This window comes from Lignipirellula cremea (assembly GCF_056501455.1).
In genome coordinates, this window is record NZ_CM151415.1 from 270,837 (window position 1) to 285,176 (window position 14,340).

The window sequence follows — 14,340 nt, forward strand, 5'->3', positions numbered from 1 at the left end:
CGATCGGGCGAAAAGCGCCGGCGCAGCCTGCGAGCGAGGGTATGGCGAAGGGCGATCAGACGCCGGCCTAGCGCTCGATCCGGGACCGCAGGCGCGGTCCGTCTCGCGTAGCGCGAAACGTGCGGAAAACGAACGTCGAAGCCGGCCGGGGGAGAAGACGGCGAGGAGTTTTCTAATCCTAAAGCCAATAGGTGTCAACATTTTCAGGCATCTGACGGGCTTGCCTGATTTTTCGCTCAGTTCCTTGTCAAAAATCCGCGACACCGGTAACATCGGCTTGGAGTTTGCGGTTTCTTCTTTAACGAAGACCTTTCCCGATCGCAGCCTCGCTTTCCCAGATTCCTTCGTTTCCCGTTCTTTCGCTTTCCACGGTCCGCCCGGTTATGACCGGCCCCACTGTCAATTCCGACGGCATTCTGCTGGATCTGCTCCGCGGCAACGCGGGCATGACGATCCACGAGATGGCCGACGGTCTGGGCGTGACGGCGACCGCCGTTCGTCAGCGGCTGACCCGCCTGATGGCGCAGGGACTCGTCGGACGCCGGACGGTACGCGGCGAGAACGGACGGGTCGGGCGGGGGCGACCGAATCACGTTTACGAACTGACCGACCAGGGTCGACGCGCTGGAGGGTCGAACTTCTCCGACCTGGCGATGGTCCTCTGGGAGGAACTGCGAGCGATCCCCGACCCGGCCGTCCGCCGGGGCCTGATCGCCCGCGTCTCGCACAAGATGGCGGATCGCTACGCCGCGGAAGCGGACGTGGCGGTCGTTGGCGACGCCCTGGAAGAAGCTTCGCCGCTGGAGGAACAGTCCCTTCGCGAACGACCCCTGCGGGAACGGATGGAGCGGCTGTCGGAGGATTATCGCCGGCGGGCGATTCCCTTCACGGTCGAACAGCGGGGCGAGATGCCCGTGCTGAACGCCCACGCCTGCCCCTATCCCGATCTGGCGGAACAGGATCACAGCATCTGCGCGATGGAGCGGATGCTCTTTTCGGAGATCGTCGGCGAGCCGCTGAAACTGAGCAAGTGTCGCGTCGCCGGGGATCAGTGTTGTTCGTTCGAGCCCAGCGGCGCCTCGCAGGCATCGAAAGAAATCCCGGAACCTTCATCGGCGAGCGGGGGATGCGAGCCCCCCGTGTCGCGCTGAGAGTCGGCGCAAAATCCACGGAGGGCTGACACCCTCCGCTCGCCAGCAAGAAAGTTAATTACGGCATGAATCATGAACCTTCCAGCGAGGCCTGGTTCGAAGGCCGCATGGAAGAGAACGTCATCACCACCACGCTCGAGCAGGTCATCAACTGGGGCCGCGAGTCGAGCGTCTGGCCGATGACGTTCGGTCTGGCCTGCTGCGCGATCGAACTGATGGCGACCGGCGGCCCGAAATACGACCTGGAACGCTTCGGCTGCGGCGCCTTTCGATCGACGCCCCGTCAGGCCGACCTGATGATCGTCGCCGGAACCGTCACCTACAAAATGGCCAGCCGGATCCGGCGTCTTTACAACCAGATGCCCGATCCGAAGTACGTCATCGCGATGGGCGCCTGCACCATCGGGGGCGGCCCCTATTTCAAATACGGCTATCACGTGGTGAAGGGGGTCGACCTGATCGTCCCCGTCGACGTCTACGTCCCTGGCTGCCCTCCCCGACCGGAGGCGCTGCTGGAAGGCGTGATGAGAATTCAAGACAAGATTCGCGGTCATAAGATCGCACGTAAACCGACCGACGACCGGGCGTGGTGGGACTTCCGCAAGGGAGAGAAGGTGGAGGACGAACTTCCCCTTCCGCACCATACCGGGCATGTGAACGTGCCGCAGTTCCCGCGGGGAGAGCCGGCTCCAACGAACTGAAATCGCCTCGGGGGACTCTCGTCCCCCGCTCAGACTCGATCGCCTGCCAGCTTTACTGTCGCCAGCCAGCGAAACCTAGATACGAACTATGACTGACGTCCTAACGATCAAGAACCTGCACGTCTCCGTGGGCGACAAGCCCATCCTCAAGGGCGTGAACCTCGAGATGAAACGGGGCGAAACGCACGCCCTGATGGGTCCCAACGGCTCGGGCAAGAGCACGCTCGGACTCGCCGTGATGGGGCACCCCGGCTACGAGATCACGGACGGAGAGATCCTCCTCAACGGCGAGAACCTGCTCGAAGCGAGCCCCGATCAACGGGCGCGCAAGGGCATCTTCCTGGCGTTTCAGCGACCGATCGCGGTGCCCGGCGTGCGGCTGGCGGACTTCCTCCGTCACGCCACGACGAACGTCCGCAATCCCGACCGGAAGGAAGGCGAAGAGCTGATCCCGATGAAGGAGTTCCGCAAGGAAATCCGGAGTCACATGCAGCAGCTCAAGATCGATCCGGAATTCGCCCGGCGGTACGTCAACGAAGGCTTCTCCGGCGGCGAGATGAAGCGGGCGGAGATCCTGCAGCTCGCCATGCTGCAGCCGAAGTTCGCGATCCTGGACGAAACCGACAGCGGCCTCGACGCCGACGCCGTGCGACTGGCCAGCGAGTCGATCGCGGAGATCGGCCATCAGAAGATGGGCCTGCTGATCATCACGCATCACGACAAGCTGCTCGAAAGCAACCCGCCCGATTACACGCACGTCATGCTCGGCGGACGGATCGTGGAAACGGGCGGCGTCGAACTGGCGAAGGAACTCCATTCGCACGGCTACGAACGGATCCGCCAATCCTATCCCGACGCCGACGCCGACAACGCCGCGATGCAGGAAGAAGGCACGGCCGTCGTCTGATAGATCGGTTCTGAGCGGGGGGATCTAAATCCCCCGAGTCCGAATCGTACGAGCGCCGAAAACCGCGGAGGATTTACATCCCCCGCTCAGATACGACACGACGGCGGGTCGCTGATCCGCCCTACAGATAAGAGGCACCGATCATGGCTACCGACCTGCGCGAGAACCCGTCCAGCGAGCTGGGCGAAATCAACAAGTACGACTTCCGCACGGAGACGACCAGCGTCTTCAAGGCGCGGAGGGGGATCGACGCCGAGATCGTGCGCCAGATCTCCGACATGAAGAACGAGCCCGACTGGATGCGGGACTTCCGCCTGAAGTCGTTCGAGATCTTCGAGTCCAAGCCGATGCCCAAGTGGGGCGGCGACATCGCGATCGACTTCCAGGATATTTACTACTACCTGAAGCCGACCGACCATCAGGGACGGACGTGGGACGACGTCCCTGCGGAGATCAAGGAGACCTTCGAGCGCCTCGGCATCCCCGAAGCGGAGCGGAAGTATCTCTCCGGCGTGAAGGCGCAGTTCGAAAGCGAAGTCGTCTACGGCTCGGTCAAGGAAGATCTGACCCGCCAGGGCGTGATCTTCACCGACACCGACACCGCGGTGCGGGAGTATCCGGATCTGGTGAGGAAGTACTTCGCGACGATCATTCCGCCGCACGACAACAAGTTCGCCGCGCTGAACTCGGCGGTCTGGTCGGGCGGATCGTTCATCTACGTCCCGCCCGGGGTGAAGATCGACTTCCCGCTGCAGGCCTACTTCCGCATCAACGCGGAGAACATGGGCCAGTTCGAGCGGACGCTGATCATCGTCGACGAAGGCGCCCAGGTGCATTACGTCGAAGGCTGCACGGCCCCGATGTATTCCAGCGAAAGCCTCCACTCGGCGGTCGTCGAAATCGCCTGTCTGAAGGGTTCGCGGTGCCGCTACACCACGATCCAGAACTGGGCCAACAACATCTATAACCTCGTCACGAAGCGGGCCATGGCCTACGCCGACGCGACGATGGAGTGGGTCGACGGCAACCTCGGCAGCCGGCTGACGATGAAGTATCCCGCCGTCTACATGATGGAACCGGGCGCCCGGGGAGAGATCCTCTCGATCGCCTTCGCCGGAGCGGGTCAGCATCAGGACGCCGGCGCCAAGCTGGTCCACTGCGCCCCCAACACGCACGGGCGGATCATTTCGAAGTCGATCTCCAAGAACGGCGGTCGCTCGAGCTATCGCGGACTCGTTCGCGTCGAGAAGGGGGCGACCGATTCGAAGAGCAACGTCGTCTGCGACGCGCTGATTCTCGATTCCAAGAGCCGCAGCGACACCTATCCCTATATCGAGATCGACGAACAGGACGTCTCCGTCGGCCACGAGGCGAGCGTCTCCCGCATCGGCGAAGAGCAACTCTTCTACCTGACCAGCCGCGGCCTGACCGAAGCCGAGGCGAGCGCCATGATCGTCAACGGCTTCATCGAACCGCTCGTCAAGGAGCTGCCGATGGAATACGCCGTGGAGATGAACAAGCTGATCCAGTTGCAGATGGAAGGCAGCGTCGGCTGACCGCTATCTGAGCGGGGGACGAGAGTCCCCCGAGTTTCCGTCACGGCGCACCGTCGGCCTCGGGGGACTCACGTCCCCCGCTCGCCATTCAAGAATTGACGTCGAACGTTCTCTGATCGATCTCGCGATGACCGCTGTCCAATCCGCCCGTTCCTTCGACGCCGAAGGCTTCCGTCAGATCCTCGCCGAGGAGAACGAGCCGCGGTGGCTCGTCGAACTGCGCGAGCGCTCGTTCGAAGCCTACCTCGACCTCGCCTGGCCCCGCCGCGACTCCGAAGAGTGGATGCGGACCGACATCCGCGGCTTCCGGATCGGGAAGTACGCGCAGTCGTCGGTTGAAGAGGTCGCCGCGCTCGCTCCGCCGCAGCCCTTTCTGAGCCAGGGGGTCGAACTCGCCGGTCAGACCGTGTCGCTGAACGGTCGCGAGAAGTCGACGCATCTGGACGAAGCCTATAAGGCGAAGGGCGTCCTCTTCGGTTCCCTGCTCGACTTCGCGAAGTCGCACGGCGATCTGGTGCAGAAGCACCTGCTGACCAAGGCCGTCGACCCGACCTACGACAAGTTCGCGGCGCTCCATTCGGCCTTCTTCGCAGGCGGGACGCTGGTCTACGTCCCGCGCGGGGTCGTCGTCGACAAGCCGCTGCATATCCTCTCGGGGCTGGCGGAAAACGGCGTCGATCTGGGGCACCTGCTGATCGTGCTGGAACCGGGCGCCCAGGCGACCGTGCTGGTCGATACGGCCAGCGTGCCGGGCGCGACCGAGGGGCTGCACTGCGGCGCGACGGAGATCCTTGTCGGCGACGGCGCCAACCTGCGATACGTCTCGCTGCAGGACTGGTCGAAGGGAGTCTGGCACTTCGCACACCAGCATGCGGTGCTCGGACGCGACGCGACGCTGCAATGGACGATCGGAGCTCTCGGCGCTCGTCTGGCCAAGGTGAACCAGTCGGTTCGTCTCGCCGGGGCGGGCGGCACGTGCCAGGTGAACGGCGTGCTGTTCGCCGAAGGGAAGCAGCACCTCGCGTATCACACGCTGCAGCATCACGAGGCGCCCTCCTGCCGCAGCGACTTTTTGTACAAGGCCGCCCTGCAGGATCAGTCCCGCACGGTCTGGCGAGGCATGATCAAGGTCGACAAGGCGGCCCAGAAGACCGACGGGTACCAGCGCAACGACAACATGATGCTGTCGCAGAAGGCCCGCGCCGATTCGATCCCCGGTCTGGAGATCGAAGCCGACGACGTCCGCTGCACGCACGGCTCGACCAGCGGTCGCGTCGACGAGGAGCAGATCTTCTACCTCCGTTCCCGCGGCTTCACGCGTCGCGAAGCGATCCGCGCGATCGTCTCCGGCTTTTTCCAGCAGGTCTTCGATCGCGTCACGATCGACAGCGTCCGCGAATCGCTGGGCGAAGCCGTCTCCCGCCGCGTGCGCGATTACGATTGAGCGGGAAGTTCGACTTTCTTGTAGGGCCGGCGCCCTCGCCTGCCATCGAACCAGGTACACGCCGCACGGCAGGCGAAGGCGCCGGCCCTGCGAACGGTCGCGAGCCGACGGAGAAGCCGATGCTGGAGATCTTTTACGCAGCCGGGGCGATGGGTCGGTTCAATTCCGACATCGAGAACGCCTCCAAGGTCGCCTCGGTCTCGACGCAGGCAGACCATCTCCGAACGCAACTGCGTACGCTCGAGGCGACCGTCGAACGCCAGGCCCTGGCCTGCCAGGCGATGTGGGAGCTGCTGCAGCAGCACCTGCCGGTCGGCGAGAAGGACCTGCTCAAGAAGATGGAGCAGATCGATCTGCGGGACGGCGTGGCGGACGGCAAGATGACGCCCCAGGCGAGCGTCTGCCCCGCCTGCACCCGGGCCGTCCATGCGAAGCGAAAGAACTGCCTCTACTGCGGCGCCGCCGTCGGCGGAGCGCCTTCGGCGTTTTGATCGCCTTCCGCTTCCGGGGCTAGCGGGGGACGGAAGTCCCCCGAGTCCGTCGATCGAGCGCAGCGAAGATTCGAGCGTCATTCGGCGCTCTCCATTTCGACGGTAGCGCTCTGACGACCGCTACCCGAACTCGGGGGACTTCCGTCCCCCGCTCGCCGTTGCCACCGCCAGAACTTTCACCACTGCATCGCATGAGCCAATTCGTTCCCGTCTGCAAAACCGACGACATTCCCGATCCCGGCAAAGCGTCGTTCGAGATCGGCGACCGGTTCGTCGTCGTTATCAAGGCGGGCGGGACGTTCTATTGTCTCGACGACGTCTGTACCCATGACGGCGGCCCGCTCGGCGACGGCGAGCTTTGCGGCTTCTCGATCGCCTGTCCCCGTCACGGGGCGGAGTTCGACATCCGCACCGGCGCCGCGCTGACGATGCCCGCCACCGAGCCGACGCTGGTTCACGAAATCCGGGTCGACGGGGATCAGGTGTTCGTTCGGCTGCAGGCCGAATAGAATCGAGAGAGCCATCCGTTCTGCCCGCGAGACCTGCGCCATGACCCTGACCGAAGATCGCCTGCGCGAAGAGTTGAAGCAGGTCATCGATCCCGAACTGTTCGTCAATATCGTCGACCTGGGGTTGGTCTACGTCGTCGAGCCGCGCGTGCGCGAGGACGGCAAGACCGAGGCCTACGTCGAAATGACGATGACCTCCCCGATGTGCCCTGCCGGGCCGCAGCTCATCGCCGACTGCAAGCGGTACCTCTCCAATATCGAAGAGGTCGAGTCGGTCGAGGTGAAGATCGTGATGGATCCCCCCTGGACGCCCGATCGCATGACCGAGGACGCCCGCGACCAGCTCGGCATCTTCTAGCGGTCTTTCGCGAGCGGCGGCGTGACAGCGCCTGGCTCTCGGGGAGGCCGATCGGCGGATTTCATGAGTCCGCGAGAGCTTTCCGGGCGTTTCGTCATGCGAGCGCGATGCTCCGAGGCGTTTCGCGCCAGAAAAAAATCTCCTTTCTCGCTGTCCGGTCGACGGCTTCGCGCACGCTTAGCTTACTGGGGCATTGCGCCCGCACTTACGCGAACGCTTATCGACGACGTCACGCAGACAGCGGCGGGCGCATTTCGCCGCCGCGATCTGCCGTTCGCGACCTTTTCGCATAGACGGGCCGGTCAGCGCTCGACGACCGGCAGGGACGACAGCCGTGAGAGTTCTCATCTATGAATTCGTCGTCGGCGGAGGCGCGTTCGCCTGGGGCATGTCGCCGGACGGGCCGCTGCTCGACGAGGGTCGGGCGATGGTCGAAGCCGTCGCACGCGACTGGGCCGCGTTGCCCGACGTCGAAGTCGATCTGGCCTGGGACAGTCGGCTGGCGCACGACCCGACGCTGAACGTCCGCTTCCGCTTCGTCGATTCGGAACAGGAAGAGCGGAGCCTCCTCGAATCGTCGCGCGAATACGACGCGACGATCCTGATCGCACCGGAACTCGCCCGGGCACTTACGGAGCGAGTCGAACTCGTCGAACGGGCGGGAGGCCGCCTGCTCTGTCCCGGCAGCGCGACCGTCGGCGTCGGCGCCGACAAACTGGCGACCGAGGCCGCCCTGCGACATTCGGGCGACAACGGATCGTCCCGGGTCTGCATGATTCCGTCGGTCCCCTGGGACGAGTTCTGCCATCTCAACGGCTCCGGGAACGCTCGGTGGATCGTCAAGCCGCGCGACGGCGTCGGCGGGGAACGGGTCGTCTGCGTCGGCAGCGTGGAACAGGCCTGCGAAATCGTCACGCCCGAGATCCGCTCGGCCTACCTCGTCCAGCCGTACGTTTCCGGAAAGCCCGCCAGCATCGCGGCGCTCGGCGGACCGACGCCGCTGATTTTGCCTCCCTGTTCGCAGTCGATCGTCTGGAAGAACGGCGCGCCGATCTACGGCGGCGGCGAGATTCTGACGGACGAGGAAGAGATCCAGATGGCGCACGACGCGATGCGTTTCGCGCTCTCCAAGCTGCCCCCGTTCGTGGGCTACCTGGGCATCGACCTGATCCTGACGCCCGATGGTCCGCGGATTATCGAGGTCAATCCGCGAACGACGACTTCGTACGTCGGACTCCGCGTCGCCATCGAAGAGTCGCTCGCCGACCTGACGCGCCGCGTCGCCCAGGGCGAGGCGGTTCCCGCTCCCCGCGTGAAGCGGCAAGTGCGGTACGATGGCCGCGGCAGCGTGACGTCGACGTCCTGACGCCTGCCCTTCAAGGCCTGGCGGGCGGTGCATGGCGACGGAAAAAACTGCGACGGAAAGAACGCTCGGCGTCGACGTGGGGGGCGCCAATCTCAAGGTCGCCGACAGCTCGGGACGCTCCGCATCGGAGTCCTTCCCGATGTGGAAGGAGAGCGAGCAGCTCGCTCCGCGTCTCGTCGCCCTGTTCGACCGGGCGAGTTCCTTCGATCGCCTCGCCGTCACGATGACAGGCGAACTGGCCGACTGCTTTCCGTCGAAGAGCGTCGGCGTCGCGTTCATCGTCGACGCGACGCTCGCCGCGGCGGGCGACCGGCCGGTGCGCTTTTATTCCCAGCGCGACGGCTGGATCGAGGGTCAGGCGGCGAAGGAACAGGTTCTGGACGTCGCGGCCGCGAACTGGCACGCCACGGCGACCTTCGCCGGCCGATACGCGGCGCCTAAAGAAGTGAAGCGCGGCTCAGCCCTGTTCGTCGACGCCGGCTCGACGACCGTCGACGTCATTCCGCTGGAGCAGGGAAAGCCTGCCGGCGTCGGACGCACCGATACGGAGCGTCTCCTCTCGGGCGAACTTGTCTACTGCGGTATCGAGCGCACGCCGCTGTTCGCGCTGAACCGCGTCTTTCGCTATCGCGGGCAGGACTGCCCCGTCGCCGCCGAACTCTTCGCGACGACGGCGGACGCGTATCTGCTGCTGGACCGTTTGCCCGAAGATCCGGCGAACTGCGATACGGCGAACGGGAAGCCCCGGACGCGAATCGAAACGATCCGCCGGCTGGCAAGGACGTTCTGCGCAGACGAGCTGGAGTTTCACGAGTCCGACGCGCTCGATCTGGCCGAGCAGGTGCAGCGCCGGCAGACGAACCTGATCGCCGACGCGATCCGCCGCGTGACGCATCGCCTGAACGGACCGGTGCAGAGGGTCATCCTCGCCGGGCATGGCGCCTTCCTGGTCCGTCACGCGCTCGAAACGTTACGGATGAACGATCCGCCCATCGTCGATCTGGCCGAGACGATCGGCGCGGAGGCCAGCCGCGCGGGAAGCGCCTACGCCCTCGCCTGTCTGGCGGAGGAGGGTTGGAAGTGAGCAAGGGCGAGCGAGAGCGTGATCGTGCGAAGCCGCTGGTCGAAGTCGTCCGCCTGGGCGGGAGCCTGCTGCTGCCTGACGCTGCCGAAGCGAAGCGTCTCGCCTCGCTTCGGACGCGACTGAGCCGCTGGACGCGCGAGCGCTCCAGTCTTCGCGTCTGGATCGTCGGAACCGGCGCATGGGGCGATCGTCTGCGCCGGGTGCAGGCGCCGCTCGGTCTTTCCGACGAGGCCTGTCACTGGGCGGCGATCGGGCTGATGGCCGCTGCCGGCGAACTCGCGACGGAAGTGCTCGACGGCAGCACGACGATCCGGGACTTCGCCGAACTGCGCATCGCGATCGACGCGCGAACCGAGCCGGGCGACATCGTCTTCGACCCGGCGTCCTTTCTGCACGACGTCGAACCGACGCTCGCCGGTTCGGCGCTTCCGCACGACTGGAGCGTCACCAGCGACTCGATCGCCGCGCGGGTCGCCTCGGCGATCGAAGCCGACGCGCTGACGCTGCTGAAAGCATGCCCTCCCCCTGACAGTCGCGATCCGCAGGCGTGGAGCGCGGGCGCGTTCGTCGACGCCTTCTTCCCGCGCGTCGCGTGCGAGCGAACGGAGCTCCGCTGGGTCGATCTCTCCGGCGACGAACCGGTCGAACGCCGCTTTCCTTCGTGATATGGCTGGTCGCCTGTGTGCCACGGCTGGCTTGTCCAGCCGTGCATGCGATGTCGCCCATTCAGCATGGCTGGACAAGCCAGCCATGGCAACCGAACCACGGTTCGACGCTCAGTCGCTGACGCTGGCGGTGTCGACCGACGTCGCGGAGCTCTGCATGCGGGGGAGCAGTCTCTCGAGCGCGACGAGGCGTTCCTCGGGCGTTCCGGAGTAGAGCGCCTGGCCTTCGCTTTCGCCGAGGATCGCGGCGTAGGCGTCACGCGCTTCGAGGCCCGCAAGATAGCCGTGCAGGTGGAGCGCCTTGATCTCGACCAGGTAAGGTAGCGCGTTCTTCGACGCCAGCGCCTGATCGATCAGCTTCGGAAGCCGGGCACGCACGTGCTCGGGGCGCACCTCCGCGGGGAAGTCGGTCAGCGGCAACTGCGAGTCGACGAACGCCTGGACTTCCGTCGTGACGGGATCGACCGGATCGGGCGCGACCGGGTTCTTCCGGGTCGCCGCGACTTCCAGATTCCGTAGCAGCTTCGTCGCGAAGATCTCGCGGTCGCCGACGACGTCGATCAGCTTGATCGCGGTATCGTTGATCGGCTGCGCGGGATCTTCGACGTTTCGCTTCGCCCGCACGTCGTAAACGATGAGCAGATCGAGGCCGAGCCGCTCGGCGTGCGCCTTCAGCAGTCGCGGCTCGCCCGGCCCGAACAGCAGCAGCCCGCCGCTGAGCCGCGTCGGAAGCGGGCGCCCCGCATCGACCGGACCGGAGGCTAACGGCGCGAGCGTCGGTCCCAGCTTGCCTGCCCTCAGCAGCGTCAGGTGTGCGGCGAGCGACTTCTCCGCGAGTTCGCCGCCCAGGTCGAGCACGTTGCGACCCATCGCTCCGAAATCGCGTTCGAGCGCCAGATCCTTCGCAGGAATCGGCGCCATATTGCCGCGAACGTCGACCGCGTCCACATAGAAACCGATGCCCGTGCGAATCCAGGGAACGGGTCGACGGAGCGCCGGGGACCAGCGCATGGCGAAGGGCCACTCTTCCAGCCGATCGCGCAGCATCGCCTCGCCCAGCAGCAGGCGGTCGGCCTCCGTTTCCTCGCTCGAGTCGGCGAACTTCTTCGCCTGCGGAAGCAGCGTGACGGAAGAGGCGTCGGGCGCGAGCGTTCGCTCGGGAAGTTGCATCTCGCTCGCGGAGGCCACATGAACCACGGGCCCGGCGGGTAAAGCCTGGTCGGTCGAGGCGACGGTCGAAGCAGTCGGCGCCGGAGCCGTGTCGACGGCGGGAATGTCCGCCGGCGGTTGAACGGGCGTGGGCTGGATCGTCGCGGGCGGGGGAGTCGCGGCGGCAGTCGTCGAGGAGGTCGAAGGTGCGGCAGACTCCGGGGGCTCAGGATTCGACGTCGGCGGCACACTGGCCACCGGCGCCGTAGCGCGCGGCGGCGTCGGCACGACGGGGGCAGGATTCTCGGCCGGCGGTTCGGACGCGACGGGTTCGGTCGCACCGGGCTGGGCTGGCGGAGTCGGATTCGCGCTGGGCTCCGCAGGCGCCGAGGGCGGAGCTTCTTCCGGGGCGGTCTGGACGGGGGCAGGCGGCGGGGGCGCCGGTTCCTCTTCCTCTCCGCCCCAACCGCCGCGGATCGCCTGCTGCTGGGACAGAGACGGCGATCCGCATCCGCCGCACCCGGTGAACAGGGGCGTCAGCGATCCGCAAACCAGAAGCAGGAGCCGGCTCGTACGTTGCATAACGAACTCCGACGCAAGTCGGCCAAAGTCGATCGGCAGGAAGCCAGACTCGATGGGCAGGATGAACGGGCGACGCGTGGCATTCGTCGCCTGATGAACGGTCAGTCGAAGAACTTGTCCGGGCCGAGCAGCAGCGAAGATGCGTAGCCGTCGAACCGGGATCCGCCCCCGACGACGAAGAATCGTCGAATCGCCCGCTCGGGACACGCGCTGCGGAACAGCTTGAGCGACCGTTCGATCTCGGCGTGAAAGTCCTCAATTTGAGGCTGCGCAACGGAATACAAATGCCCGAATCGCTTGGCGGCAGACGGATCTCGCTTGAAGGTCTCCGCCTGGCTGACGGTCAGGCGATAGGCGCCGGCGAGCTTCTGCGTCAGGCGATAGGACCCGCAGCCGAAGCTGCGAAACCAGACCAGGCCCTCGCCGACGATGGCGATGTTCGAATGAAACGCTCCGACGTCGACCAAGGCGATCGCCTCGTCGGGTTTGAGCTCCAGCGTCACGCCTTCTTCGACCGGCGCGGGTTCAGGTCCCTTCTTGTTCGGAAGCGCTGCGAAAGGAGATCGCACGTTCCATTCGAACCGGGCGTAATTGGCCAGCGCGATCGCGTCGGGCAGAACGACGCTGGGCTTCACCTCCGCGTCGCGGAAGGCGCCGTGCCAGTTCTCCAGCCAGGTTCGACGCACGGCCATCAGCGCGACCTTCGCGCTGTCGTGAACGGCAGGCGCGTCGAGCGCCGCGTCCAGGCGTTGCCAGATCCACCGCAGCTCGTCGAGCGGGATCGGGATCTGTGCCTTCGCTTCGAGGGCGACCATCTTCTCGAACGTCTTTTTGTCGGTGACCGGCATCCCGAACCAGCGTCCGATCATGCTGTCCGAGGGAAGGCTGGCCGCGATGCGAACGCCTTCCAGACTCCGCTTGTCGGCCAGGCGGCTTTCCCGGAACGCCTTCAGCGCTTCGCGACCGTAGTGCGTGCCGCCGAAGTCGTCGTCGCCGCTGCGCGGAACGGCTTCGGCCAGATAGAGATCGCGAAGTTCCACGGCGCCGTCGTCACGCAACGCGAGAAGCGCTCCCTTCAGAGACGAGGCGCTGCAATCGAGCCCCCAGGCGGCTTTCGTCTTTTCACGAAAAAGCGATAGGCCCGCCAGCGCCGACTTCTTCTCTTCGAATTCGAAGCCCGATTCGAGCGCGCCGCGATCGAGAGCCTGAAGCGCTCCGCCGATCGCGGAGCAGAAACGACCGGGCTCCGACTTCCAGAGTCGCGCCGCTTCGTCCGGCAGGCCTTCCGCCAGAATCAGGCGCCGGCTGTAAGCATGCTCCTGCGTCGGGAAGACGATCTCCTCCGGGGCGACCTTCCGCCATTCGACGAGCGTCCTCCGGGGATCGGCGGGTTTCGAACGCTTTCGCTCGACCAGGCGCTGGGCGTATTGCTTCGCCGTATCCGATTCCGGAACTCGCTCGGCGAACGCCGTGGCCATCGCCTCCACCGCCGGCGTCAACCAAACCGCGCTCGCAAGACGCTGATCGAGGAACAGCATCTCTTCCGCCATGCGGCGGCGCTTGTCGGCTTCGTCGTTCGCCTCGACGAACGACCCGGGCAGAAGTCGAAAGTCGGCGAGCGCATCGGCGAACCGAAAGGTCGCATAGCGTCGCTTCCCGCGTTCGAAGATCGCCTCGCTCGCCTTGTTCAGCAGAGCTTCGTACTTCGCCTCGCCCGGGAGGATCTGCAACAGGCGCTCCAGTCGAGGCAGCAGCTCCTCGACCTGTTTGGCCTCGTAGAGTTCCTTGACTTCGCGCTTCAGGCGACCGATCTCCTGCTCGTGCGACACGACCTGGTCGAGCAGCGCCTGGGCCTCGCGTGACAGCAGGGGCGCCGGGATCGCTTCGAGCGACTGTCTCGCCTCGGCAAGTTGTCCGGACGCGGCGAACGCCTGCGCTTTCGCGATGCGGGCCCGGGCGTCTTCTTCTGCGCAGCGCTGCCGCTGGGGAAGTTCCGCCAGCAGGGCCTTCGCTTCGCCCGCCGGACCTGTCAGGCGAATATCCTGCTGCCTGGCGATCACGGAAAGCTGGACCTGCGCGTCGCCATATCGGGCGGCCTCCATCATGCTGCGAGCGGACGCCAACTGCGTCTGCAGCGATTCGAGACGAGCGGCCATCCGGCCGGCGACGTCGGACCCGCACGTTCCGCAGAAACGTTCCGTCGCGGAGTGAGGCTTGCCGCACTTGTCGCAGTCGAACCAGAGCGTCGCGCCGCATTCGCCGCAGAACTTGCGACTCTCCTCGTTCGCGGCCGAGCAGCGGATGCAGACGAGGCTGGCGACGCCGCGATCGGGCGCGACGGAGGTCGAGCTTTGCGGGCGAGTCGTTTCCATACGGC

Annotated in this window: 13 protein-coding genes; 11 read left to right on the plus strand and 2 right to left on the minus strand. The window is 65.7% G+C overall.

Translation table 11 applies throughout. The annotated features are described in order from the left end of the window. The first annotated feature begins 383 nt into the window (after nt 1-383). The 11 genes from SH602x_RS01135 to SH602x_RS01185 all read left to right on the plus strand — a co-directional run bounded on the left by SH602x_RS01135 (nt 384) and on the right by SH602x_RS01185 (nt 10,232). Nucleotides 384-1,151 (plus strand): helix-turn-helix transcriptional regulator, encoded by a 768-nt coding sequence (locus tag SH602x_RS01135; protein WP_479475063.1) that lies wholly within the window; start codon nt 384-386, stop codon nt 1,149-1,151. Between the two features lie 65 nt (nt 1,152-1,216). Continuing rightward, nucleotides 1,217-1,852, plus strand: a complete 636-nt coding sequence (locus SH602x_RS01140; RefSeq protein WP_479475064.1) for an NADH-quinone oxidoreductase subunit B — start codon at nt 1,217-1,219, stop codon at nt 1,850-1,852. An 88-nt stretch (nt 1,853-1,940) separates the two neighbouring features. Continuing rightward, nucleotides 1,941-2,759 (plus strand): Fe-S cluster assembly ATPase SufC, encoded by an 819-nt coding sequence (gene sufC, locus SH602x_RS01145; protein ID WP_479475065.1) that lies wholly within the window; start codon nt 1,941-1,943, stop codon nt 2,757-2,759. Between the two features lie 143 nt (nt 2,760-2,902). Then, entirely contained in the window at nt 2,903-4,315 is a 1,413-nt protein-coding gene (gene sufB, locus SH602x_RS01150) for a Fe-S cluster assembly protein SufB (protein ID WP_479475066.1), read from the plus strand. Between the two features lie 127 nt (nt 4,316-4,442). After that, nucleotides 4,443-5,759, plus strand: coding sequence for a Fe-S cluster assembly protein SufD (gene sufD / locus SH602x_RS01155; RefSeq protein WP_479475067.1), 1,317 nt, complete (start codon nt 4,443-4,445; stop codon nt 5,757-5,759). Between the two features lie 119 nt (nt 5,760-5,878). Then, nucleotides 5,879-6,250, plus strand: coding sequence for a hypothetical protein (locus tag SH602x_RS01160; RefSeq protein ID WP_479475068.1), 372 nt, complete (start codon nt 5,879-5,881; stop codon nt 6,248-6,250). 191 nt (nt 6,251-6,441) lie between these two features. After that, complete coding sequence (locus tag SH602x_RS01165) at nt 6,442-6,759, plus strand: Rieske (2Fe-2S) protein (protein WP_479475069.1); 318 nt, start codon at nt 6,442-6,444, stop codon at nt 6,757-6,759. A 40-nt stretch (nt 6,760-6,799) separates the two neighbouring features. Next, nucleotides 6,800-7,117, plus strand: coding sequence for a metal-sulfur cluster assembly factor (locus SH602x_RS01170; protein ID WP_479475070.1), 318 nt, complete (start codon nt 6,800-6,802; stop codon nt 7,115-7,117). Nucleotides 7,118-7,451: 334 nt separating this feature from the next. Next, a complete protein-coding gene (locus SH602x_RS01175; RefSeq protein WP_479475071.1) occupies nt 7,452-8,483 on the plus strand; it encodes an ATP-grasp domain-containing protein in 1,032 nt (343 codons plus the stop codon). Nucleotides 8,484-8,514: 31 nt separating this feature from the next. Beyond that, nucleotides 8,515-9,567: a hydantoinase/oxoprolinase family protein gene (locus SH602x_RS01180; RefSeq protein ID WP_479475072.1), complete on the plus strand. Its 1,053-nt coding sequence runs from the start codon at nt 8,515-8,517 to the stop codon at nt 9,565-9,567. Continuing rightward, complete coding sequence (locus SH602x_RS01185; protein WP_479475073.1) at nt 9,564-10,232, plus strand: hypothetical protein; 669 nt, start codon at nt 9,564-9,566, stop codon at nt 10,230-10,232. The genes SH602x_RS01180 and SH602x_RS01185 overlap by 4 nt, the downstream gene beginning before the upstream one ends. Before the next feature lie 111 nt (nt 10,233-10,343). Here SH602x_RS01185 and SH602x_RS01190 read toward each other — a convergent pair whose 3' ends face one another. Both SH602x_RS01190 and pilM read right to left on the minus strand, forming a co-directional pair. Beyond that, nucleotides 10,344-11,963, minus strand: a complete 1,620-nt coding sequence (locus SH602x_RS01190) for a hypothetical protein (RefSeq protein WP_479475074.1) — start codon at nt 11,961-11,963, stop codon at nt 10,344-10,346. A 101-nt stretch (nt 11,964-12,064) separates the two neighbouring features. Continuing rightward, nucleotides 12,065-14,335, minus strand: coding sequence for a pilus assembly protein PilM (gene pilM, locus SH602x_RS01195; RefSeq protein WP_479475075.1), 2,271 nt, complete (start codon nt 14,333-14,335; stop codon nt 12,065-12,067). Between the last annotated feature and the right edge of the window lie 5 nt (nt 14,336-14,340).